This is a genomic window from Rhizobium sp. BK379, from assembly GCF_014193955.1.
Taxonomy (GTDB): Bacteria; Pseudomonadota; Alphaproteobacteria; order Rhizobiales; family Rhizobiaceae; genus Rhizobium.
Window position 1 is genome coordinate 13,265 of sequence record NZ_JACIAD010000002.1, and the last position, 22,674, is coordinate 35,938.

At 59.3% G+C, this 22,674-nt stretch carries 20 protein-coding genes; 13 read left to right on the plus strand and 7 right to left on the minus strand.

Translation table 11 applies throughout. The features are described 5' to 3' along the window. Window positions 1-625 precede the first annotated feature (625 nt). The gene (locus tag FHT93_RS11055) at window positions 626-1,408 is read left to right on the plus strand and encodes a response regulator transcription factor (RefSeq protein WP_018114877.1); all 783 of its coding nucleotides are present in this window, start codon (window positions 626-628) and stop codon (window positions 1,406-1,408) included. A 4-nt stretch (window positions 1,409-1,412) separates the two neighbouring features. Here the strand turns inward: FHT93_RS11055 and FHT93_RS11060 are convergent, their stop codons facing one another. After that, complete coding sequence (locus FHT93_RS11060; RefSeq protein ID WP_018114876.1) at window positions 1,413-1,733, minus strand: hypothetical protein; 321 nt, start codon at window positions 1,731-1,733, stop codon at window positions 1,413-1,415. A gap of 375 nt (window positions 1,734-2,108) precedes the next feature. On the opposite strand from FHT93_RS11060, the gene FHT93_RS11065 reads away from it, so the two are divergent. From FHT93_RS11065 to FHT93_RS11085, 5 genes are read left to right on the plus strand one after another with little or no spacing between them, the layout of a single operon-like run. Continuing rightward, complete coding sequence (locus FHT93_RS11065) at window positions 2,109-3,122, plus strand: UDP-glucuronic acid decarboxylase family protein (RefSeq protein ID WP_183847625.1); 1,014 nt, start codon at window positions 2,109-2,111, stop codon at window positions 3,120-3,122. 1 nt (window position 3,123) lies between these two features. Further along, window positions 3,124-4,107, plus strand: a complete 984-nt coding sequence (gene galE / locus FHT93_RS11070) for a UDP-glucose 4-epimerase GalE (RefSeq protein ID WP_018114874.1) — start codon at window positions 3,124-3,126, stop codon at window positions 4,105-4,107. Next, window positions 4,104-5,987 carry a glycosyltransferase family 2 protein gene (locus tag FHT93_RS11075; RefSeq protein ID WP_183847627.1) on the plus strand — a complete coding sequence of 628 codons (1,884 nt, stop codon included), beginning with the start codon at window positions 4,104-4,106 and terminating at the stop codon, window positions 5,985-5,987. The genes galE and FHT93_RS11075 overlap by 4 nt, the downstream gene beginning before the upstream one ends. Before the next feature lie 10 nt (window positions 5,988-5,997). Beyond that, window positions 5,998-6,507 carry a DUF995 domain-containing protein gene (locus FHT93_RS11080; protein ID WP_183847629.1) on the plus strand — a complete coding sequence of 170 codons (510 nt, stop codon included), beginning with the start codon at window positions 5,998-6,000 and terminating at the stop codon, window positions 6,505-6,507. Window positions 6,508-6,527: 20 nt separating this feature from the next. Further along, the gene (locus tag FHT93_RS11085) at window positions 6,528-7,502 is read left to right on the plus strand and encodes a glycosyl hydrolase (RefSeq protein ID WP_183847631.1); all 975 of its coding nucleotides are present in this window, start codon (window positions 6,528-6,530) and stop codon (window positions 7,500-7,502) included. A 65-nt stretch (window positions 7,503-7,567) separates the two neighbouring features. Here FHT93_RS11085 and FHT93_RS11090 read toward each other — a convergent pair whose 3' ends face one another. Continuing rightward, window positions 7,568-8,851: an ABC transporter substrate-binding protein gene (locus FHT93_RS11090; RefSeq protein ID WP_183847633.1), complete on the minus strand. Its 1,284-nt coding sequence runs from the start codon at window positions 8,849-8,851 to the stop codon at window positions 7,568-7,570. Between the two features lie 157 nt (window positions 8,852-9,008). Between FHT93_RS11090 and FHT93_RS11095 the strand changes: the two genes are divergently transcribed. The 3 genes from FHT93_RS11095 to FHT93_RS11105 are packed head-to-tail and all read left to right on the plus strand — an operon-like array spanning window position 9,009 to window position 12,910. Beyond that, window positions 9,009-10,037, plus strand: a complete 1,029-nt coding sequence (locus FHT93_RS11095; RefSeq protein ID WP_183847635.1) for a LacI family DNA-binding transcriptional regulator — start codon at window positions 9,009-9,011, stop codon at window positions 10,035-10,037. Window positions 10,038-10,046: 9 nt separating this feature from the next. Further along, window positions 10,047-11,903 (plus strand): DUF2264 domain-containing protein, encoded by a 1,857-nt coding sequence (locus FHT93_RS11100; protein ID WP_183847637.1) that lies wholly within the window; start codon window positions 10,047-10,049, stop codon window positions 11,901-11,903. Next, window positions 11,900-12,910, plus strand: coding sequence for a hydroxyacid dehydrogenase (locus FHT93_RS11105; RefSeq protein ID WP_113016161.1), 1,011 nt, complete (start codon window positions 11,900-11,902; stop codon window positions 12,908-12,910). The genes FHT93_RS11100 and FHT93_RS11105 overlap by 4 nt, the downstream gene beginning before the upstream one ends. A 4-nt stretch (window positions 12,911-12,914) precedes the next feature. On the opposite strand, the gene FHT93_RS11110 is transcribed toward FHT93_RS11105, so the two are convergent. The 5 genes from FHT93_RS11110 to FHT93_RS11130 form a co-directional block, all read right to left on the minus strand. Next, window positions 12,915-14,189, minus strand: a complete 1,275-nt coding sequence (locus FHT93_RS11110; RefSeq protein WP_113016162.1) for a Gfo/Idh/MocA family oxidoreductase — start codon at window positions 14,187-14,189, stop codon at window positions 12,915-12,917. A 47-nt stretch (window positions 14,190-14,236) separates the two neighbouring features. Further along, a complete protein-coding gene (locus FHT93_RS11115; protein WP_113016163.1) occupies window positions 14,237-15,067 on the minus strand; it encodes a sugar phosphate isomerase/epimerase family protein in 831 nt (276 codons plus the stop codon). A gap of 30 nt (window positions 15,068-15,097) precedes the next feature. Continuing rightward, window positions 15,098-16,261 carry a dihydrodipicolinate synthase family protein gene (locus FHT93_RS11120; protein WP_018114864.1) on the minus strand — a complete coding sequence of 388 codons (1,164 nt, stop codon included), beginning with the start codon at window positions 16,259-16,261 and terminating at the stop codon, window positions 15,098-15,100. Between the two features lie 3 nt (window positions 16,262-16,264). Next, window positions 16,265-17,413: a Gfo/Idh/MocA family oxidoreductase gene (locus FHT93_RS11125; protein WP_113016164.1), complete on the minus strand. Its 1,149-nt coding sequence runs from the start codon at window positions 17,411-17,413 to the stop codon at window positions 16,265-16,267. Window positions 17,414-17,546: 133 nt separating this feature from the next. Further along, the gene (locus tag FHT93_RS11130; protein ID WP_018114862.1) at window positions 17,547-18,221 is read right to left on the minus strand and encodes a TetR/AcrR family transcriptional regulator; all 675 of its coding nucleotides are present in this window, start codon (window positions 18,219-18,221) and stop codon (window positions 17,547-17,549) included. Window positions 18,222-18,428: 207 nt separating this feature from the next. On the opposite strand from FHT93_RS11130, the gene FHT93_RS11135 reads away from it, so the two are divergent. From FHT93_RS11135 to FHT93_RS11150, 4 genes are read left to right on the plus strand one after another with little or no spacing between them, the layout of a single operon-like run. After that, entirely contained in the window at window positions 18,429-19,715 is a 1,287-nt protein-coding gene (locus FHT93_RS11135; RefSeq protein WP_183847639.1) for an ABC transporter substrate-binding protein, read from the plus strand. 6 nt (window positions 19,716-19,721) lie between these two features. Continuing rightward, entirely contained in the window at window positions 19,722-20,681 is a 960-nt protein-coding gene (locus tag FHT93_RS11140; protein ID WP_162710028.1) for a sugar ABC transporter permease, read from the plus strand. A gap of 1 nt (window position 20,682) precedes the next feature. Further along, window positions 20,683-21,561: a carbohydrate ABC transporter permease gene (locus tag FHT93_RS11145; RefSeq protein ID WP_018114858.1), complete on the plus strand. Its 879-nt coding sequence runs from the start codon at window positions 20,683-20,685 to the stop codon at window positions 21,559-21,561. Between the two features lie 36 nt (window positions 21,562-21,597). After that, window positions 21,598-22,671 (plus strand): Gfo/Idh/MocA family oxidoreductase, encoded by a 1,074-nt coding sequence (locus FHT93_RS11150; protein ID WP_183847641.1) that lies wholly within the window; start codon window positions 21,598-21,600, stop codon window positions 22,669-22,671. The last annotated feature ends 3 nt before the right edge of the window (window positions 22,672-22,674 follow it).

Here is a 22,674-nt window from a genome sequence, read left to right on the forward strand (position 1 = left end):
CCCTCGAAAGAAGACCAAGTATCAAAAACACATGCTGATACTCGATTTTCACGTCGCCACTTTCAGCGACAGTCACAGATTGATGGAAAAAGCAGGCCCCCGATAGATACCAATTCGGGCTAAGACATCGGAGGCCCAGCTCGATAATCCGCTTAAGTCAGGGCCGGATCGCAGGCATCGAAGAAAGCTCTGTAAGATTTGGGGACCGCGTCCTCTACCTCGGAATCCGGGGGAGTCGACGGATTATGATATCGTGAAGTTAAGCTCGGAAGGTTCTCCGTCTTATTTTGAAATATCGTCTGCCCATTACCGCTTTGCTTTTGTATGTCTCGAACTAATACATGCTGCTTTATACCGTGATCTAGTCGAAATACCGCCCGCTAGTATGTTTCTTGTCTGAAATGCAACCATAAAGTGGCAAAAAATAAATATAACTTCGTGACAACTAACCCATTTGGGCCATTTCTTTCCTTTGAAATCCATATTACCATAATTAAGAAATGCCTAAAAGATAAGGCGGCCGCATGCCTAGGGGCAATGTTCGTCGGCATGTAATACCCGCCACCGCGCCAATGGGAGTAGATGCTCCGAGTTTTAGTATAGTGTAGCGCTAGGGGAGGCGTATATGTTCATGGTTGGGTCGGAAGTAGGAGATTCGGATCAGGCAAGAAGACTGAGCCCGAATGGAGAAACAGTCCTGGTAATCGCCAAGGCAGACTTGTTCTCCGAGTGCATGGTTGAAGCACTGGCAAAGAAATTCCCGAATTTCGATGTCGTAAGCGTATCGAGCGCGCAGTCCATATCCGAAAAGGATATTCACGATATGCGGCTTGTTCTGTTCTATCATGTCGCCGGCGCCGAGTTGCACGATGCGCTGCAGATCGTTCGTGAAAACCGTCCGGACGCATCCATCGGTCTTGTCGTCGAAGCCATCGATATGATGGAGCCCTATATCAGTCGGCTGGTCGAGGCCCGCGTCGTCGACGGCGTCCTGCCGCTCAATCTGCGCCTGGACGTCTTCATGGCGGCAATCGATCTGCTGATGAAGGGCGGCGAACATTTTCCATCCGCGCTTCTGGGCCGACTTTCAAACCGTGCTACGGCGCAGCTCGAGCCCTCGTTGTATCAGACGAAGTCTGTCGACGCAGCACGCGCCAATGCGCTGAAGCTTCGTCGCAGCAGCATGGCGGCTCTGACCACTCGCGAGGTCCAGATTCTCGACCTCATCTGCAAGGGGACGCAGAACAAGATCATCGCCGACAAGCTTCACCTGTCCGAAAATACGGTGAAGGTCCACGTCCGCAATATCTATAAGAAGATGAATGTGAGAAATCGCACGGAAGCGGCCTCGCGGTTCTTCAACGATACCTCGGACAACGGCGATCTCTCCGGCAGATGGCCACACTAGGCCATCAATCCGTCCGGGACGAGCGGGCAAAACAGCGTGATTTCTGGCCGAAACCGCTCGGCGAACAGATGTAAGGTGCGGAACCCGGATAGACCGTAGCGTTTATCTCAGCCGAAGCGGTCTTCGCTTCGGCAGCATAGGCGAAGTCCTTCGCGGCATGCGGCACCTTTGCCGCCACAACATTCGCCTTGGTGCTTCCCACGATTGCCGTATCGACGACCGCGCACGAGATCGGTCCAATGGCCGAGAGAACAACTGTCGCGGCCAAAGCCAGAGAGCTGAAACTGCATGGCGCTCGGCCATGCATGCGATCATGAACCGTCATTGAATAACCCCTCGATCATCAGGGCAGTCGCGACGCGCCCTCGCACACCAATAGCTGGCCACCTCGGTACATCGGCTTCATTGGGTGAAGCTGGTGTGGCCGGATGGAGAGCATGGCACCATACTCATTGAGGGGGATTAATCAAGCGAATTCCGGAATTTAATACTGTAGCTATTTAGAATTGCTCCCATGTTTTGAAGTTGACCTTCCCTGATATCCTCCTATCATTTGAGTCATGAATACAATTATCCGAAGAATGGCAGAGGAGGTTGTTTCAAGTATACTACTTCCCGTTGAATTTAGTGTGGCGGAGAAGAGGGATACCAAAGTATAGAAGGGTCTAAGAAGACCACGTGACATGGGAAGGGTTTTGTAATGCGTAGTATTCCCACCGAAGGACATTCAGGATTCGCATCGCCACCACCGGGGTCAAAAACCGTCCTGGTCAACGGAGGCGCCGGTTTCCTGGGGTCGCATCTTTGCGAGCGCCTTCTTGAGCGGGGCCATCAGGTCATCTGTCTCGACAACTTCTACACCGGCCGCCGCGTCAATATCGAACATCTGCTGCAGAACGACCGTTTTCGGCTTCTGGAACATGATGTGCGCCAGCCCTTTGGTGTCGAGGCATCCCTCGTCTTCAACTTTGCCTCGCCGGCTTCACCTCCGGACTATCAGCGCGATCCCGTCGGCACCCTGCTCACCAACGTGCTTGGAGCCGTCAATACGCTCGATGCAGCGCGTCGTAGCGGCGCCACGGTCGTGCAGTCTTCGACTTCGGAGGTCTACGGAGATCCGCATCAGAATCCGCAGCACGAAACCTATTTCGGCAATGTCAATCCGATTGGTCCACGCGGCTGCTACGACGAGGGCAAGCGCTCAGCCGAGACCCTGTTCTTCGATTATCACCGCAAGTATGGCGTCGATATCAAGGTTGGCCGGATCTTCAATACCTACGGTCCGCGCATGCGCCTTGATGATGGACGCGTCGTATCCAACTTCATCGTCCAGGCACTCTCCAACACCGACATAACGATCTACGGTGACGGTAGGCAGACCCGTTCCTTCTGCTATGTCGACGATCTCGTCGGCGGCTTCCTGCGGTTCGCCGAAACTGGCGCACATTGCACCGGTCCGATCAATCTCGGTAATCCGACGGAGATCACGGTGCGGGATCTGGCAGAAATCGTCCTTGATCTGACCAATTCGCGCTCGCGCATCATTTACCTGCCGGCCGTCGCAGACGATCCGCAACAGCGCCGTCCGGATATTTCCAGAGCCAGGGAGGAGCTGAACTGGTGGCCGACGACCGAGCTGAAGACCGGTCTGAAGCGTACGATATCCTATTTCGACGCGCTGCTTGCCCGCAAGGAAGTGGTGGAGGCCGTATGAAATGCCCCGCTACATCCTGGTTACGGGTGGCGCCGGCTTCATCGGCAGCCACATCTGCAAGGCGCTTGCGCGTGCCGGCATGGTTCCGGTCACCTATGACAATCTTTCCACCGGACATATCGACAGCGTCCGGTGGGGGCCGCTGATCCAGGCGGATATCGCCGATGGCGCAAGGTTGCGGCACGTCATGGCCGAGTACTCGCCGGATTGTGTCATCCATTGCGGCGCCAATGCCTATGTCGGTGAATCCGTCGAAAGGCCGAGCATCTATTATCGCAACAACGTCATCGGCAGCCTGTCGTTGCTGGATGCCTGTCTCGATTGCGGGATCGACAAGATCGTCTTTTCCAGCAGCTGTGCGACCTACGGCATTCCGGAGATGTTGCCGATCTGCGAGAAAACGCCGCAACAGCCTGTCAATCCTTATGGCAGGACCAAGCTGATCTTCGAAATGGCACTGGAGGATTATGCGGCCGCCTATGGCACCCGCTTCGCCGCGCTCCGCTATTTCAATGCAGCCGGCGCCGATCCGGAAGGCCAGCTTGCCGAGCGGCACTATCCCGAAACCCATCTGATCCCGCGCGCTCTTCTCGCCGCAAGCGGCCGGATCGAGAGCCTCGATATTTTCGGCATCGACTATTCGACGAATGACGGCACCTGCGTCAGGGATTACATCCATGTCAGCGATCTTGCCCAGGCGCATCTTGCGGCCGTTCGTCACCTTCTGGTTGGCGGCAATTCCCTGAGCCTCAATCTGGGCTCCGGCCGCGGCACGTCCGTCGGCGAGATCCTGAATGCCGTCAAACGAAAGACCGGCCACAGGGTGCCGATCCGTTGTCAGCCGCGCCGCGCTGGCGATCCGCCGGTGCTTTTCGCCGATACGAAGAGGGCTCGGCTGGAGCTCGACTTCATGCCGACACTTTCGGATATCGATACGATCATCCGCACGGCTGGCCCGACTTTCGGACTGGAGGTGATCGCATGAGCACCACAGCCGAAATCGACCGCGCACGTCTGTCGTCGGCGAGCAGATCCGAGATGTTCGAGCCCGTCTTTACCGGATGGAATCGAGCCGCCTATGGTCTTGGCATCGTCTGCTGGCTGGCAGCCCTTGGCTACTTCTGGCTCTGGTGGGCCACGCCAATTCACGTCGTCTCATGGCCGGCATTCCTGCTCGTCACGCTCATTCTCGCCTGGGTCACCCTGATCCCGGCCTATTTCATCTTGATCTTCCTGGATGCAAGGCAGGTCAGATCGGCTGCGACCCTGCCGGAGGGTCGCGTTGCCATGGTGGTCACCAAGGCGCCATCAGAACCTTTTGCCGTCGTGCGCAGGACGCTTCATGCAATGCTCGATCAGAAGGGTGTCGAGTTCGATATCTGGCTCGCCGACGAAGATCCGTCCGAAGAGGCGAGGAGATGGTGCGGGCAGCACGGCATCATGATCTCCACGCGCAAGGGCGTCAGCGAATATCACCGTCCCGTCTGGCCGCGCCGCACGCGCTGCAAGGAAGGCAATCTGGCCTATTTCTATGATCACTTCGGCTATGAGCGCTATGACTTCGTCGCCCAGTTCGATGCCGATCACGTGCCGACGCCGACCTATCTTCGCGAAGTCCTGCGACCCTTCTCCGATCCCGAAGTCGGCTACGTCTCGGCACCCAGCATCTGCGATGCCAATGCGGCCGAAAGTTGGGCCGCCCGGGGCAGGCTCTATGCGGAAGCCAGCCTGCATGGTTCGTTGCAGGCGGGCTATAATAGTGGCTGGGCGCCGCTCTGCATCGGTTCGCACTATGCCGTCCGCACGGCGGCCCTGAGGGAGATCGGCGGCCTCGGTCCCGAGCTCGCGGAAGACCATTCGACCACGCTGATGATGAATGCCGGCGGCTGGCGCGGAGTTCATGCGGTCAATGCCATAGCACACGGCGACGGGCCGGCGACCTTTTCCGATCTGGTTGTCCAGGAATTCCAGTGGTCGCGCAGCCTGGTTACCATCTTGCTTCAGCATTCTCGCCGACATGTCGCCCGCCTGCCGCTCAAGCTGAAGTTCCAGTTCCTGTTTTCGCAGATCTGGTATCCGCTGTTTTCGGCGTTCATGGCGTCGATGTTCCTGCTGCCCGTCGCAGCCCTGCTCACGGGCCATGTCTTCGCCAATGTCAGCTATCCGGCATTCCTGTTGCATTCTCTGCCGCTTTCGCTCGTGTTGACGGTGTTCGCCATCTTCTGGCGTGCATCAGGCACATTCCGGCCATACGATGCGAGGCTTTTCGGGTGGGAAGGGGTGGTCTTCATCCTGTTGCGCTGGCCCTGGTCGCTTGCCGGCAGCCTCGCGGCCGTGCGCGATCATATGACCGGCTCCTTTGTGGATTTCCGCATCACCCCGAAGGGTGATCAGGGGCTGCGCAAACTGCCGGCGCGGATTATCGCACCTTACATCGCGCTGGCAGGCATTTGTGCTGCTGCCATGGCATTTGCCGACGATGGCGACGGTGCGCGTGGCTTCCAGATCTTCGCGGCGATCAACCTGTTGATCTATGTATCGCTCGTAGTCCTGGTTGTCGCCCGTCACGCCCTCGAGAACGGTCAATCCCTTTTGCCGCAAGCGTATGGTCTGCGGTTTTCCGCCGCCGGCTGTCTCGTCGCCTGCCTGGTCGGCGGCGCGCAGCTCGGCAATCACGGGCTGACCGCCATGGAAGCGCTTTCGCACGGCCAGCCCTTCGTCACCTTTACCCGGTCGCAATTTACCGTGGCGGGTGCGGGGCTCGGCGGCGGCAAGACCAGGATCGTGAAATTCAGTCTCAAATGGCACGGTTTTGCCGAAGCCGGCCGTGCACGAAAGGACGTTGGGGAGAGCAGAAATGCGTGAGGAGGATAAAATGAGCATGGCAAAACGATTGACGGGAGGAGCGCTGGCTCTGTGCCTCGGCCTTATCCTCCCGATCGGCGCATTCGCAGCAGAAAAGAATAGGGCACCGGCACCGACGCCACTCACCGCCGCCGAACTCTACATGATCTACGCCGACAAGACCTGGACCTGGAATACGGGCGGCGGCCGCTTCATCGGCGAGGACAGGCGTTTCGTCGCCTGGGTCGACAATGGCGGCAAGCAGTCTTTCGCCGAGGGCCGCTGGGTCGTCGATGATCTCGGTCAGATGTGCATGCGCGCGACCTGGACCAATAATGAGGGGACGGCACGTGCCAGTACCTGCTTCGGCCACCGCAAGATCGGCAACACGATCTACCAGCGGCGTCAACCGAGCGGGGACTGGTACGTGTTCCGGCACGCTGCCACGAAAGCCGATGATGAGTTCCGGAAGCTGGTTCCGGCAGACACGGTGAGCCTGAAAGCGCAGGGGCTGAAGCAGGTTCTGGCAACCGACAAATAGCCGAAGGGGAGGACAAGACCATGAAAACCCTGGCGAAGAAGATCTCGACGGCAACGATCGCCATGCTTCTGCTCGGCGTTGCCGACGTGTCGCACCAAAGCGTGGCGCAGGGCGCCGCCACCGTCATGAATGCTGGTGCCCAGACGATTACAGACAAAACGATCAGAGACAAGCGGCCCGCCATTCATGCCGATGGCATCAAGTTCGGCGCCTATGATCCGCATGGCGATTTCGGCGCGCAACAGAGCGTGACAACGGAACACCTTTTCCTTCCATGGGAAGACGTCGATCTTGAAACTCTGCGTGTGGCGGATGCCTATGCGCTGGCGAGGGGCCGCAACCTGCTGATCACGATCGAGCCCTGGTCATGGGACGTGGACTGGCGGCTGACGTCAGACGAACTTCGCTGGAAGCTGTTTCACGGCGACTACGATGTGAACATGCGGGCGATCGCCAGGATGATCGCTCAGCTGAAAAGCCCGGTCATCGTCCGCTGGGGGCAGGAAATGGAGGACAATTCCGGCCGCTTTTCGTGGTCTGGCTGGAATCCTTCCGATTATATATCCGCCTACAGGCGTATGATGGATATCGTGCGGCGGGAGGCGCCCGGTACGAAGCTCATGTGGTCGCCGAAGGGCCTGCCTGGCCTCAATGCCTATTATCCCGGCGACACTTATGTCGACTTCGTCGGCCTGTCGATCTTTGGTCTCGAACCGTACGACCGTATCGCTCACAACGGCCCCCGGACCTTCACCGAGGCACTGAGGCCGGGTTACGACCTCGTCGCCCAGTATCACAAGCCGGTCTGGGTGGCCGAATTGGGTTATGAGGGCAGTGACGGATACATAAAGCCGTGGATGGAGACGGCGACGCTCAAGCAGAGCGACTTTCCCGAGCTGCAGGAAGTCGTCTACTTCAATGACCGCGATGTCCATGCTTGGCCGTTCGATCTCGGCCGGCCCGACTGGCGGGTCATTGAAGACGCAAGCAACTAAGCTGGGGTTGCTGAAAAAGAAAGGCCCGCCGATGGCGGGCCTGAATTCGTTCATGCGGGATATGATTACCCCTTGATTGTCGCCTTGCCGGTTTCGACAAGCTGCTGGGCGGCATCTGCCACCGAGACGCGCTCGAAGGCGAGCTCATCGCAGGTCGGGCGAAGAACGCGCTGATCAAATTCGGTGGAACCCATCGGCGCTGGCCGCGGATACTCGCCAACCTGGTCCTTGAGCAAGTTGATGTATTTGACCGTCTCCTGTTCCGTCGGGTTGAGCTGCGGCAGGATGGCTTCCCGCACTGCCGGCGACATCGGCACACCGCGCTCCACGCCGAGGATTTTGCCGGCTTCGACATCATTGACGAAGAAGCTGATGAATTTTGCGGCCGCCTCGCCCTGCTTGGTGGTAGCGCCCACGCTCCAGATCAGTCCCGGGCGGTAATAGTGGCCTGACGGGCCGCCTTTCTTCTCGCGCGGCAGCATGGCAATGCCGAGCTTGTTCTTGATGACCAGCTGGTATCCGACCATCTGGTTGGAATAGGCCATGCTGATGGCCGATTTGCCAAGGGTGAGGCAGTTCGTGTCGATATTGTTCTGGTCGAGCGTCTGCACATCCGCAGCAACGGTGCCGCCGGCCTTGCGCAGCTTCTCCCAGTAATCGAACCATTCCTTGGCATCATCGACTGTGAAGCCGAGGGTCGGGCTTTCCTTGGCATAGAGGCTCTTGCCGCGCTGCCGCAGCCAGGCGTCGAAGACATAGGTATAACGTGCGCCGTAAGGGCCGCTTTTGCCCGAGGATTTCCCGAGCTCTACGGCGAGCTTGGCATACTCATCCCAGGTGAGATCAGGCGTCGGAAGCGGAATGCCGGCCTTTTCGAATTCCACGCTGTCATAGAACATCGCGAAGGAGTTGAGGCCGAGGCCGACGCCGTAAAGCTTGCCGTCAACCGTCGTCAGTTTCAGCATGTCGGCGCCAAAATCATCGACCTTCAGCGTCGAAGGCACGAATTCGTCGAGCGGCAGGCAGGCGCCACGCTTGGAATAATCCGAGATCGTTCCCGGCTCGAGCTGGAAGACGTCAGCGATTGCGCGACCGGCCATCTGCGTTGCGAGCTTCGTCCAATATCCGTCGCCGGCAAGTGATTCACCGACGATGGTAACGCCCGGGGTTTTCGACTGGTAGAGCTTGGCGACATCGAGTGTGCGCTTCGCACGGTCGTTGGAGCCCCACCACATTGCACGAAGCGAGGCGTCCTCAGCGAGTGCGGGAATCGCGCTGCCGGCGCCGAAGGCGAGACCGGCCGCGGCACCTGCGGTTCCCATCAAGAATGAACGGCGATTGACCTGCATGATTTCCTCCTTTGTCTGATGCCCGATGCCATCCTCCAATGGTCTTTTCGAGCGTTCGGGAGGTAGAGTACGCAAAAAATTTCTCTTTGCAAGAAATTATAGTTCTCTTGCAAATTTGCATAATTTGCATAATCTTTGCTGTATGAATGAGATCAAAATGAACGAGACCAGGATCAGAAAGCCGCGCCAGGCCGATATTGCCAGTCTGGCCGGCGTTTCCGTTTCCACGGTCTCGCGGGTGCTCGCCAACGAGCCTGGTATCAGCGAAACCGTGCGACGGCACATTTTGAAGGTTGCCGCCGAGCACGGCTATCCGGTGAAGACTGTTTCGGAAAGCGTTCCGGGCGGGCTTGCCCTGATTGCCAGCGACGGAGCCACCGGCGGCCTCAGCGTCTTCTACGAATCGATCGTCGAGGGCCTTCGTGCTGGTGCCGCGGATGCCGGCATGCCGTTTGAAGTACGGCTGGTGCGCGAGGATCGAACGACACCTGATGTGGTCGGCGAATATCTGCAGACGGCGCAAGCCGAAGGACTTTTCCTCGTCGGCATCGATCCAGGCGATACGCTGCGGGCCTGGCTGGAAGAGACGGGAACACCGACCGTTCTCGTAAATGGCACCGATCCCCGCCTGCGCCTTGATGGCGTCTCTCCCTCCAATTTCTTCGGCGCCTATGAGGCGACGAGCCGGCTCACGAAAGCCGGCCATCGCCGTATCCTGCATCTCACCGGTTCGCATCGTCATACGATCCGTGAACGTGTGCGCGGCTTCGAGGCGGCGATTGCCGCAGTTCCTGATGCCGAGGGCCGGCTCGTTCCGCTCACTTTCGAGGGTAGTGCCAGCCGCGAGGCGCATGAGCGCACGGTCGAAATGCTCGCGGAAGATTCCGGCTATACGGCCGCCTTCTGCATGAATGATTTCATTGCCGTCGGCGTGCTCGAAGCCGTTACCGAAGCAGGCCTTCGCGTTCCCGAGGATTTCGCGATCGTCGGCTTTGACGATCTGCCCTGTGCCGTCATGACCAATCCCAGGCTTTCCACCATGCGCGTCGACCGCGCGGCCCTTGGCCGCGAGGCCGTTTCTCTGATGATCTCCCGCTACCGCGACAGGACCGCCCCGGCCCGCCACATCTGCCAGGCTGTCGTTCCCGTTGCCGGAGGCACTGTTCCCGATACTGACAAGCTGTGAGTGATGCCGATGACCTATGATCCCGCCAGCGCCAATCCGCTTGCAGGCAATCCGCTGAAGACCCGCGACGACATGATCCGCGCCGTCAACGACCTCTTCAATCCGCTGCTTCCTTTCTTCTCCGACGGCAATGCCCGTGTTCGCCTCGATGGCGCCGGCGCCCATTTCGACCGGGCCGCCGCCGATCTTGAGGGTTTCGCTCGTCCACTCTGGGGCCTTGCACCGCTCGGCGCCGGCAACAACGCTTTCGATCACTGGCACCGATTTGCCGAAGGTCTTGCGAATGGCTGCGATCCGGCGCATCCCGAATATTGGGGTACGGTCAACGCCCGCGACCAGCGCATGGTGGAATTGGCAGCCCTCGGCTTTGCCTTGGCGCTGGTGCCGGAAAAGATCTGGGAGCCGCTCGACAAACGTGCCCGCGATAACATCATCGCCTATTTCAAGCATGTCCGGAAGTTCGACTATGCTGACAATAATTGGAAGTTCTTTCGCATCTTCGTCGATATCGCCCTCGAACGCCTCGGCGCCGATTTCGACCGCAGCCTGACCAGGCAATATCTCGAAGAGCTCGAAGGCTTCTACATTGGCGATGGCTGGTACCGGGACGGCAATATCCGTCGCATCGACCACTACATTCCCTTCGCCATGCATTTTTATGGCCTGATCTATTCGAAGCTGGTCGATGACGACTATGCCAAGCGTTATCGCGAGCGCGCCGTGCTCTTCGCCAGGGATTTCCGTCACTGGTTTGCCCCCGATGGCGCGACAATCCCCTTCGGCCGCAGTCTCACCTATCGTTTCGCCTGTGCCGGTTTCTGGTCGGCGCTCGCCTTCGCCGACCTGGAGGCATTGCCCTGGGGCGAGGTCAAGCATCTCTGCCTCGAGCATCTGCGCTGGTGGCGGGATAAGCCGATCGCCAGTCACGACGGCGTTCTTTCCATCGGCTTCGGCTACCCGAACCTCTTGATGTCGGAAAGCTATAATTCAGCCGGCTCACCCTATTGGGCCTTCAAGGCCTTCCTGCCGCTCGCCATTGCCGAGGATCATCCTTTCTGGACCGCAGAGGAAAGGGCGCCCGAGCAGACACCAGCAGTGGTCCCGCAGCGTCATCCCGGCATGGTTATGATGCGTGCGGGCAATGATGTCGTGGCGCTATCGTCGGGTCAGGAAAACCTGCAGATGCGCTTTGGCACCGAGAAATATGCAAAGTTCGCCTATTCGGCCCGCTATGGTTTCAGTGTCGAGGCCGACGAGCGCGCCTTTGCGCTTGGCGCCTTCGATTCCGCGCTCGCCTTCAGCGATGACGGATTGCACTACCGGGTTCGTGAAACCAACGAAGCGGCGAAGATCGCTGGCGACGTTCTTTATTCTCGCTGGTCGGCCTTCAAGGACGTGAAGGTTGAAACCTGGCTCGTGCCGGCAGCTCCCTGGCATATACGCGTTCACCGCATCACGACACCACGCCCGTTACAGACCGCAGAAGGCGGGTTCGCGATTGCCAGACGCGATCTCGATGCCGATACGCTGCTCGCAGAGCAGGGATCGGCTCATGCGATAGGCGAGGCAGATTTCACCGGTATCGTCGACCTCGGTTCGTCGATCAGGCGAAGCGGCCTTGCCCAGAAGGCGCTGCCGAATACCAACATGATCGTGTCCAAGACGCTCGTTCCCCAACTCCGGGGCGAGATTCCGGCTGGCGAAACGGTTCTGGTTACGGCTGTACTGGCGTTGAACGATCCGGCTGCCGTATCGGGGGCATGGACCACGCCTCCGAAAGCACCCGATATCGACACATTGCAAAAGCTGGTCAGCGAGAAAGGCGTAACCGTCAGCGCCATAGAAGCGCCAGGGCATATGCCATGAACCGTGCTGCCATAGTCCTCGCCATGCAGCCATCGCGCACGGAGCATGTGCTGCCCGAGGCGGTCCTTCGCCGGCTGGACGGCATCGGGCGTCTGCTCGATGCCGAACCGCTTCAGCACTTCGATGACGAGCGTGCGAGACGTCTGCTTTCCGAGGCGGAAATCCTGATCACCGGCTGGGGCGCGCCCTATGTCGGTCGGGAGGTTCTGGCGCTTGCGCCGAAGTTGAAGCTCGTGGTCCACGCCGCGGGAACGGTAAAGGGCATCGTCGATGCCTGCATTTTTGACGCCGGCATTGTCGTCAGCCATGCGGCCGAGGCCAATGCCGTGCCGGTCGCCGAGTTTACGCTCGCCGCAATCATCTTTGCCGGCAAGCATGTCTTCCGCTTTCGCGACCTTTACGTTGCCGACCGTCATCGGGACCGAACCCACCCGATGCAGCATGAAGCCATCGGTAATTATCGCCGCGCGGTTGGCATCATCGGCGCTTCGCGCATCGGTCGACGCGTCATCGAACTCCTGAAGCCTTTCGATTATCAGGTGCTGCTATTCGATCCGACCGTCGATGCGGAGCAGGCGCGCGCTCTGGGTACAGAAAAAGTCGAGCTGGACGACCTGATGCGCCGGTCGGACATCGTCTCCGTTCACGCGCCGTCTCTGCCCTCCACCCGGCACATGATTGATGCGTCGAAGCTGGCATTGATGAAGAACGGTGCAACCCTGATCAATACGGCCCGTGGTGCACTGATCGATGAGGATGCTCTGTTGGCCGTTCTGAAGACTGGCCGCATCGACGCCGTCATCGATGTGACCGATCCCGAAATACCGGGACCGGAATCGGCGTTTTACGATCTGTCCAATGTCTTCCTGACACCGCATATAGCCGGCGCAGTCGGCCTTGAGCGCAGCCGCCTCGGCGAAATGGCGGCGGACGAGGCCGAACGCTTCATAAAAGGCGAGCCCATGCTTTACGGGCTCACCCTCGAAGGTCTGGAAAATACAGCCTGAGGCCTTAGGACGCCTTCATCGAATTCGGCGAACCGTCGTTGGCAAGCTCCGGCATCAGATCGGAAATATTGACGACCCGGCCGGTGCGCGAACTCGTCAGTGCCGCGATGCCGCAAAGCACGGACATGGCTCCGGCACGGGTGCCGGCGCGCTGCGCCAGCTTGTCCTGCATGTCTGGCTTGAAGATCATGTTGCGCATCCGGTCGTCACCACCGTAATGACCGCCGGAGAAATGCGGTACCTTGATGCGCTCGACCGCTTCCTTTCCATGCGGGAAGTTGCGGATCAGCAGGATCGTGTCTTCCCGCGGCTCTTCCCAGGGCTGCGCCTCATACTGGCGAATCTCGATGCGTCCCTTTGTGCCGTTAAAGGCCAGATGATGACCTTCGATCGGTTGGAACGTGTTCAACGAATAGGAGACATGAACGTTGTTCCGGTAGCGGATGGAAACGACCATCGTATCGGGAATGTCGATATCCTCGCGAAAGACACAGCCGTCGCGGAAATAGCCATCGATCTTCGAGGGATCCTCGTAAAGCGTGTCGAGGAAGGGATCCTTTTCGAGATCGAGATAGTAATCGCATTCATGGCTGTGCGGACAGAGCTTGCAGCGCGGGCCGCGGAAAGGTCCCTTGCGGCCATAATTCTGCAGGTCGGCAAAGGAGGTTACGGCATCGGGGTCGCTGTCCAGGTACCAGTTCAGAAGGTCGAAATGGTGTGTCGCCTTGTGAACGAAGAGGCTGCCGGAATTTTCCGTATAGGCATGCCAGCGGCGGAAATAGTCGGCGCCGTGCTTGGTGTTGAGATACCAGTGAAAATCGACCGAGGTAACACGGCCGATCTCGCCGGAATTCAGGAGTTCCTTGATCTTTGCAGCCGTCGGGGCATAGCGATAGTTGAAAGAAACGTCGACCCGGCGGCCGGTGCGCTTTTCGGCATCCAGAATGCGGCGAATCTTTTCCACCGACGTCGTCATCGGTTTTTCGGTGATGACGTCGATACCGGATTCCAGCGCCCGCACGATGATATCGTCATGTGTATGATCCGGCGTGCAAACGATCGCCAGATCCGGCTTCTGCTCTGCCAGCATCGCATCGATGTTTTCATAAAGCGGCGCGTTGCTGCCGATCATGGTGCGGGCGCGCTCGCCGCGCAGCGAATTCTTCTCGACGATCGCAGTCAGGTCGACATGCTCGCGCCAGCCGGAAAGCAGATCCTTGCCCCACATCGTGGTGCCGCGGTTACCGGTGCCGATCAGGGCAAAACGGCGTTTCTCCATCGAATGATTCCTCCTTCATACGTGATGAAACGGATTGGATTTTAGAACTAGATCTGGCAGCAGCTCCTGAAGCGCTCGACGCAGGTGGCGATCACCTCGTCGGCAGGGCGCTTCCACCAGTTTTCAGCCGAGAAGATTTCGACCTCCTGCGCGCCGAAGAAGCCGGCGGCCTCCACCATCCGTCTTATGCCCTTGAGATCGATAACGCCATCGCCCATCATGCCGCGGTCGAGCAGCATGTCCCTGGTTGGCACCAGCCAATCGCAGATATGGTGCGCAAAGATGCGCTTCATCCGTCCGGCACGGGCAATCTGGTTGGCAAGATCGGGATCCCACCAGACGTGATAGACATCGACGGCGACGCCGACATCCTGGCCGAGTTGCTCGCACATATCGAGTGCCTGGCCAAGCGTGTTCACGCAGGCGCGGTCGGCAGCGTACATCGGATGCAGCGGTTCGATCGCGAGTTTCACGCCCGCAGCCTGAGCATGCGGCAACACGGCGGCAATGCCGTCGAACACCATCTGGCGCGCCGCGACGATATCCTTCGAACTGCCTGGCAATCCGCCGACGACGAGCACAAGGCAATCGGCTGAAAAGGCTGCCGCCTCGTCGATGGCACGTCGGTTGTCGTCGAGGTTTTTCTGCCAGTCGGCCTCGTTTGCTGCCGGAAAGAAGCCGCCGCGGCAGAGCCCCGTCAATTTGATCCCGTTCGATTTGACAATCCGCACAGCCTCGTCGAGGCCGGCCTTGGCGACCTGGTCGCGCCACGGCGCGATCGAGGTGATGCCGTGTTTCAGGCAGATATCGACGGCTTCGGCGAAGCCGCATTGCTCGCGGATCGTCGCAAGGTTGATCGAAAGTCCTTCGATCTGCATGTCATTCCCCTCCCATTGCCGCGCCGGCGCTCAATGAACGCCGTGAACGGCAAGCACCTGTTTCATGCGATCAGTTGCAAGGTCCGGATCGGCCAGGACCCGGGCCTTGTCGGCAAGGCGGAAAAGCTCCGCCAGATGCGTGAGCGAACGTGTGCTCTGCTGGCCGCCGATCATCGTGAAATGGTCCTGCAGACCGTTGAGATAGGCGAGGAAGACGACGCCGGTCTTGTAGAAGCGGGTCGGTGCCTTGAAGATGTGGCGCGACAGCGGAACCGTCGGCTCGAGCAGGTCGAAGAATTCGCGGTTGCTCTTGCGGCCGAGCGCATCGAGGGCGGCGGATGCAGCCGGCGCGATGGCATCGAAAATGCCGAGTAATGCATCCGAATGGCCCTGCTCGTCACCGGCGATCAGTTCGGCGTAATTGAAGTCGTCGCCGGTATACATGCGCACGCTCTTTGGCAGCTGCCGGCGCATCGTCACTTCCTTTTCTTTTGAAAGAAGCGAGATCTTGATACCATCGACCTTCGCGGCATTGGCTTCGATCACCTGCAGGCAGGTTTCCATTGCCTTCAGATGGTCGCCATTGCCCCAATATCCCTGTAGCGCCGGATCGAACATTTCGCCGAGCCAGTGGATGACAACGGGTTCCTTGACCTGGCGAAGAATGCGGTCATAGACCTTGATATAATCGTCCGGCCCCTTGGCTGCCGCGGCTAGGGCACGGCTTGCCATGAGGATGATGCGACCGCCGGCGGCTTCCACCGTCTCGATCTGTTCCTCGTAAGCCCGGATGATCGTGTCGATCGTCACGTCGGGGCCGGGCGTCAGATGGTCGGTACCGGCGCCGCAGGCAATTAGCGCGTCCTTGCGGGAGGCGGCTTCACCAAGTGCGCGGCGGATAAGCTCGCGGGCCTCCGGCCAGCCAAGCCCCATGCCGCGCTGCGCCGTATCCATAGCTTCGGCAACGCCGAGACCGAGATCCCAGAGGCGATGGCGGAAGGCGAGGGTGCGTTCCCAGTCGATCGCCGGCGTCAACCAAGGATCGTTGTCGGCCAGCGGATCGGCGACGACATGGGCGGCGGCAAAGGCGATGCGCGGGAAGCTCTTGGCGTCCCGCTTCTTGAGTTCGATCGGCGTGCCGGTCAGCGTATATGGAGCGATCTTGCCGTCGAGAGGAAGATTGATCGTCGTCACGGCTCAGAACTCCAGGGCGGGGACATCGAGCCAGCGGCGCTCGGCCCAGGATTTCAGGCCGAGTTCTGCAAGCTGCACGCCCTTGGCGCCGGCTTCCAGGCCATAGGGCCAGGGAGCGTCTTCGACCACGTGACGGATGAACATTTCCCACTGCGCCTTGAAGCCATTATCGAAGACCTGCGTATCCGGCACTTCGTCCCAGGTCTTGTAGAAGTCGATCGTCTGTGGCTGGTCGGGGTTCCAGACAGGCTTTGGCGTATTGACGCGATGCTGGCTCCAGCATTTCGTCAGCCCGGCAACGGCTGAGCCATGGGTGCCGTCCACCTGGAAGGTCACGAGGTCGTCGCGACGAACACGCACGGCCCAGGATGAATTGACCTGCGCGATCGCGCCGCCTTCCAGCTCGAAGGTCGCGTAGGCGGCATCATCGGTGTCGCAGTTGTAGGGCTTGCCCTGTTCATCGATACGGGTGGGAATATGGGTTGCACCCAGGCAGGAAACGGCCTTCACCTCGCCGAAGAGATTATCGAGCACATAGCGCCAGTGGCACAGCATATCGAGGATGATGCCGCCGCCATCGGCCTTGCGGTAGTTCCAGGACGGGCGCTGGGCCGGCACGCCCCAGTCGCCTTCGAAGACCCAGTAGCCGAATTCGCCGCGCACCGAGAGGATCTTGCCGAAGAAGCCGGAATCGCGCAGCAGCGCCAGCTTGCGCAGGCCGGGCAGGAAGAGCTTGTCTTGCACCACGCCGTGCTTGAGGCCGGAGGCACGCGCCTTGCGGGCCAGGTCGATCGCAACCTGCAGGTCGTCGGAGATGGGCTTTTCGCAATAGACGTGCTTGCCGGCATCGAGCGCCTTGGACAGCAGATCTGCGCGCATCAGCGTCGTTCCTGCATCGAAGAAGATGGCGTCATCGGGATTGGCGAGCGCAGCATCGAGATCGGTCGACCAGCGCTTGATGTTATGCTTGCGGGCAAGCTCCTCCATCTTCGCGCCGTTGCGGCCGACGATGATCGGATCGATTTCCAGTTTCTCGCCTGATTTCAGCGTGATGCCGCCCTGATCGCGAAAGGCGAGGATCGAGCGAACGAGGTGCTGGTTGTAACCCATACGGCCGGTAACGCCGTGCAAAATGATCCCCAAACGTGCCACTTTTTCCTCCCTGGAAGCTTTTATGCGTCGGGAGCGGGCAGTCAGGCCCGGCCCTCCCGAGCTGGTAACTAAACAGTTACTTGATGGCAGAAGAGGAATATTGCTGTCAATAGCCAATTCGGTTTTTTGAAAATCAGCGCTTTATCGAAGCGAGTGTGACGTGAACGATGTGGCGTTCCCAGGTCTCGAGACTCGCCGGCGTGATGAGATCGCGGCCGAAGATCGTCGAAAGTGTGTACTGGTTTGAAAGGTAGAAATAGCCAAGTGAGGCGATTGTCAGATAGACGTGCAGCGGATCGGCGGTCTCGATGAAGACGCCAGCCTTTTTGCCCTCTTCCAGGACCTGCGAAAGCTCGCCGATCAGGTGCGAGTGCAGTTCCTTCAGCCGCACGGACTGGCGCAGCCAGCGGGCGCGGTGCAGGTTTTCCGTGCCGAGCAGGCTGAGGAACTCCGGATGCTGCAGGAAGTAGCGCCAAGTGAAGAGGGCGAGTTCCCCAATGCCTTCCTCAGGGCTGCGCGTGCCGATGTTCAGGGCGCGCTCGGCGGTGCGGATGCTGACATAGGCTTCCTCGAGGACGCGAAGATAGAGCTGCTCCTTGTCGCCGAAATAATGGTAGAGCATACGCTTGTTGGTGCCGGCGCGCTCGGCAATGGAATCGACCCGCGCGCCGCCCATGCCGTTTTCGGCAAATTCCCGTGTGGCGGCTTCAAGAATGGCCGCACGTGTGCGCTCCGGATCGCGTTGGGCGGTTCGTTCGGTGGACGGACGCTTGATCTTCTTTTTTGCGCTCTCCCCTGTGTCGTTCATACGATTTCCCCTATCTTCCCCATGTTGCGCTCATAAGGCTTAAGCGGGAGAATGTAAAAACCCGAATTGGTCGGCGCAATCGGGTCACCAACACCGCTTGACAGCCCGAAGACTTTGAACATAACTTGTAACCAATTAGTTATTTGTTGCAAGATAGCTAATTCGGAAGCGTGTGGAGGCGCTTCCTGTTGGGAGGAGGAAACCAATATGTCTTTTCGTGTAAGCAGACGTAATTTCATGGCGGGCGGAGCAACGCTCCTTTCGCTTTCGGCGCTCGGAAACAGCGCTTTTGCCCAGGAAAACCGCTTGCGTCTCATCTGGTGGGGCTCTCAGCCGCGCGCTGACCGCACCAACAAGGTCTCAGACCTTTTCAAGGCGAAAAACAGCGGTGTTGCCATCACCGGCGAATTCCTAGGATGGGCCGATTACTGGCCGCGCCTCGCCACGCAGGTGGCCGGCCGCAACGCCCCTGACGTCATCCAGATGGATTATCGCTACATCGTCGAATATGCCCGACGCGGCGCTCTTGCTCCGCTGGAATCCTATATGCCCTCGAAGCTGCAGCTCGATGATTTCGATCCGGCGCAGATCGAAGGCGGCAAGGTCGACGGCCATTTCTATGGTGTCAGCCTCGGCGCGAACTCGGCAGCGACCGTCATCAACACGGTTGCCTTCAAGGAGGCCGGCATCGACGTGCCGACCAACAAGACGACTTGGGAAGAATTCGGCAAGATCGGTGCTGAAATCACCAAGGCCGGCAAGCGCAAGGGCTATTTCGGTTTTGCCGATGGCAGTGGCGGCGAGCCGCTCTTCGAAAACTACCTGCGCCAGCGCGGCAAGGCGCTCTACACGGCGGATTCGAAGATTGCCTTCGGTGCCGAGGATGCGTCCGAATGGTTCGACATGTGGGCCAAGTTCCGTGAGGCCGGCGCCTGCGTAACGCCCGACATTCAGGCGCTCTACAAGGATACGATCGACACCAGTCCGCTGACCGTCGGCAAGGCTGCCTGCGACTACGCCCACTCCAACCAGTTCGTTGGCTATCAGGCGATGGTCAAGGACAAGCTGATGCTCAGCAACTATATGAGGATCAAGCCGGATTCGAAGGGCGGACACTACCGCAAGCCTTCGATGTTCTTCTCGGTTTCCGCCCAGTCCAAGGCGATCGATCAGGCTGTCGACTACGTCAACTTCTTCGTCAAGAACCCCGATGCTGCCAAGATCCTCGATGTCGAGCGCGGTATTCCGGAATCGAAGGCGATGCGTGACGTCGTTGCCGGCACGCTCGATGAAACCGGCAAGGTCCCGCTCGAATATGTCAGCGGTCTCGGCGATCTCGCAGGCCCGCTTCCGCCCCCGCCGCCGACCGGCGCCGGCGAAGGCCAGGTCGTGCTCCGCACTATCTCGGAGCAGGTCGCTTTCGGCCAACTTACCCCGGCTGATGCCGGTAAGCAGCTCGTGGATGAAATCGCGCGAATTCTCGCGCGGGGTTGATCTTATATGACCAATGCGATGCGCACGTCCGCAGGGACGGTAACCGTGGAAAGATATCAGGGAGTACGGGCTGACGGACGCCTCCGGCGGCTGTGGAATGCCAATGCTCCCGGCTATCTCTTTCTGCTTCCTTGGCTGATAGGCTTTTTCGGCCTGACACTCGGCCCGGCCCTGATTTCGCTCTACCTCTCCTTCACCGACTTCGACATGTTGAGGGCGCCGGGTTGGGTGGGAGCCGCAAATTACGTGCGCATCGCGACGGCCGATCCGAAATTCGCATCGGCCATGTCCGTCACATTGACCTATGTCGTCTTGTCGGTGCCCTTCAAGCTGACCTTTGCGCTTCTTGTCGCGCTTGCCCTGAACCGGGGCTTGCGCGGCCTGCCGATCTACCGCGCGATCTTCTACCTTCCGTCCCTTCTTGGCGGCAGCGTGGCGATCGCCGTATTGTGGCGCCAGCTTTTCGCCAGCGACGGTCTCGTCAACGCCGCACTTTCGCATTTCGGTATCGTCGGCCCGAGCTGGATTTCGCATCCGAGCTATTCGATCTACACGCTGGTCGCACTCTCCGTCTGGCAGTTCGGCTCGCCTATGATCATTTTCCTGGCCGGCCTGCGCCAGATCCCGCAGGATATGTATGAGGCTGCAAGCCTCGACGGTGCATCGAAATTCCGCCAGTTCTACAAGATCACCCTGCCGCTGCTGACGCCCGTGATCTTTTTCAATGCCGTCGTCCAGACGATCGACGCCTTCAAGGCCTTCACGCCGGCCTTCATCATATCCGGCGGCACGGGTGGCCCGATCAATTCGACGCTGTTCTATACGCTCTATCTCTATCAGGAAGCTTTCGGCAATTTCCGCATGGGCTATGCCTCGGCGCTCGCCTGGATCCTCGTGGTGATCATCGCGATCTTTACGGCCTTCTCCTTCCTGACCTCGCGCTATTGGGTACACTACGATGACTGAGATGACCGCTTCCGTCACCGCGGCCAGGCCGCCATCGGACATTACCAAACGCAGCCTGCCGGCAACGCTCGTCATCCACGCGCTGCTGATCGCCGCCTCGCTTTTGATGCTCTATCCGCTGCTGTGGATGGTGTCGGCATCGGTCAGACCGGAAAACGAGATCTTCTCGTCGACCTCGCTCATTCCGTCCTCGGTCGATTTTTCGTCTTATGTGCGCGGCTGGACCGGCCTCGACATCAGCTTCGGCCGCTTCTTCTGGAATTCGCTCGTCATCTCGCTGCTGGTTGTCGCTGGCAACGTCATTGCCTGTTCGCTGACGGCATTCGCCTTCGCGCGGCTGCGTTTTGCCGGCCGGAATTTCTGGTTCGCGATCATGCTCGGCACGCTGATGATCCCCTATCACGTGACGCTGATCCCGCAATATGTGCTCTTCCTCGATCTCGGCTGGGTCAACACCATCCTGCCGCTGGTCGTGCCAAAGTTCCTGGCAAGCGACGCCTTCTTCATCTTTCTGATGGTGCAGTTCTTCCGCGGCATCCCGCGCGAACTCGATGAAGCCGCGATGATGGATGGCTGCAGCGCCTGGCGCATCTACTGGAAGATCATGCTGCCGCTGTCACTGCCGGTTCTGGCCACAGCCGCCATCTTCTCCTTCATCTGGACCTGGGACGATTTCTTCGGTCCGCTGATCTACCTCAACGACATGAACACCTACACGATCCAGCTCGGCCTGCGCACTTTCGTGGACTCCACCAGCGCATCGGACTGGGGCGGATTGTTCGCCATGTCGACGCTCACGCTCGTGCCCGTGTTCTTCTTCTTCCTGTTCTTCCAGCGCCTGCTGATCGAGGGCATCGCCACGACCGGCATGAAGCGTTGATGGATCGGGCGGAAAAGCCAGACAGGATTAAGTGACATGAGCATCAAGACAGTCGCGATCATCGGCTGCGGTATCGGCCGCTCCCATATCGTCGAGGGGTATCTGCCGCATCCGGACAAGTTCAAGGTCGTAGCGATCTGCGACCTGAACGAAGATCGCCTGAAGACGATCGGCGACGAATTCGGCATCGAACGGCGCACGATCTCCTTCGACGAGCTGCTTGCCGATGGCAGCATCGACATCATCGATATCTGCACGCCACCAGGCATCCACAAGGAACAGGTCATCGCTGCCTTGGCCGCTGGCAAGAACGTGGTCTGCGAAAAGCCGCTGACGGGCTCGCTCGCCGGTGCGGACGAGATCATTGCGGCCGAGAAGACTGCCAAGGGCACGCTGATGCCGATCTTCCAATATCGCTATGGCGATGGTGTCGAGAAGGCCAAGCGCATCATCGATGCCGGTCTCGCCGGCAAGTTCTATATGGGTTCGGTCGAAACCTTCTGGCGTCGCAAGCCGGAATATTATGCCGTGCCCTGGCGTGGCAAATGGGCAACGGAACTCGGCGGTGTGCTGGTCACCCACGCGCTCCATCTGCACGACATGCTGTTCTACCTTGCCGGCCCCGCCACCCGCGTATTCGGCCGCGTGGCGACCCGAGTCAACGAGATCGAGGTCGAAGACTGCGCCTCCGTCAGCCTGCAGATGCAGAACGGCGCCTTCGTTTCGTTGTCCTGCACGCTCGGCTCGCAGAACGAGATCAGCCGGCTCAGGCTTCACTTCGAAAACATCACATTCGAGAGCAATCACGAGGCCTATGCGCCCGGCCAGGATCCTTGGCAGATTATTGCTGCCGATGACGAAGTTCAGGCGAAGATAGATGCCGTCATCGCTGACTGGCAGCCCGTACCGCTGCGCTTCAACACGCAGATGCTGCGCTTCCACGATTATCTGATGGGCAAGGGACCGCTTCCGGTGATGAGCGCGGATGCAAGGCGGGCGCTGGAGCTGGTCACGGCCATCTACCAATCTTCCGATAGCGGCGCCGATGTTGCCCTGCCGATCGGTCCTGACAGCCCGAAATACGCCGACTGGCGTGCAAGAACCAAATAAGAG

Excerpts from the sequence above, each read along its gene's own strand:
- FHT93_RS11055 (WP_018114877.1), top strand. The coding sequence starts at position 626 with ATGTTCATGGTTGGGTCGGAAGTAGGAGATTCGGATCAGGCAAGAAGA.
- FHT93_RS11060 (WP_018114876.1), bottom strand. The coding sequence starts at position 1,733 with ATGACGGTTCATGATCGCATGCATGGCCGAGCGCCATGCAGTTTCAGC.
- FHT93_RS11065 (WP_183847625.1), top strand. The coding sequence starts at position 2,109 with ATGCGTAGTATTCCCACCGAAGGACATTCAGGATTCGCATCGCCACCA.
- galE (WP_018114874.1), top strand. The coding sequence starts at position 3,124 with ATGCCCCGCTACATCCTGGTTACGGGTGGCGCCGGCTTCATCGGCAGC.
- FHT93_RS11075 (WP_183847627.1), top strand. The coding sequence starts at position 4,104 with ATGAGCACCACAGCCGAAATCGACCGCGCACGTCTGTCGTCGGCGAGC.
- FHT93_RS11080 (WP_183847629.1), top strand. The coding sequence starts at position 5,998 with ATGAGCATGGCAAAACGATTGACGGGAGGAGCGCTGGCTCTGTGCCTC.
- FHT93_RS11085 (WP_183847631.1), top strand. The coding sequence starts at position 6,528 with ATGAAAACCCTGGCGAAGAAGATCTCGACGGCAACGATCGCCATGCTT.
- FHT93_RS11090 (WP_183847633.1), bottom strand. The coding sequence starts at position 8,851 with ATGCAGGTCAATCGCCGTTCATTCTTGATGGGAACCGCAGGTGCCGCG.
- FHT93_RS11095 (WP_183847635.1), top strand. The coding sequence starts at position 9,009 with ATGAACGAGACCAGGATCAGAAAGCCGCGCCAGGCCGATATTGCCAGT.
- FHT93_RS11100 (WP_183847637.1), top strand. The coding sequence starts at position 10,047 with ATGACCTATGATCCCGCCAGCGCCAATCCGCTTGCAGGCAATCCGCTG.
- FHT93_RS11105 (WP_113016161.1), top strand. The coding sequence starts at position 11,900 with ATGAACCGTGCTGCCATAGTCCTCGCCATGCAGCCATCGCGCACGGAG.
- FHT93_RS11110 (WP_113016162.1), bottom strand. The coding sequence starts at position 14,189 with ATGGAGAAACGCCGTTTTGCCCTGATCGGCACCGGTAACCGCGGCACC.
- FHT93_RS11115 (WP_113016163.1), bottom strand. The coding sequence starts at position 15,067 with ATGCAGATCGAAGGACTTTCGATCAACCTTGCGACGATCCGCGAGCAA.
- FHT93_RS11130 (WP_018114862.1), bottom strand. The coding sequence starts at position 18,221 with ATGAACGACACAGGGGAGAGCGCAAAAAAGAAGATCAAGCGTCCGTCC.
- FHT93_RS11135 (WP_183847639.1), top strand. The coding sequence starts at position 18,429 with ATGTCTTTTCGTGTAAGCAGACGTAATTTCATGGCGGGCGGAGCAACG.
- FHT93_RS11140 (WP_162710028.1), top strand. The coding sequence starts at position 19,722 with ATGACCAATGCGATGCGCACGTCCGCAGGGACGGTAACCGTGGAAAGA.
- FHT93_RS11145 (WP_018114858.1), top strand. The coding sequence starts at position 20,683 with ATGACCGCTTCCGTCACCGCGGCCAGGCCGCCATCGGACATTACCAAA.
- FHT93_RS11150 (WP_183847641.1), top strand. The coding sequence starts at position 21,598 with ATGAGCATCAAGACAGTCGCGATCATCGGCTGCGGTATCGGCCGCTCC.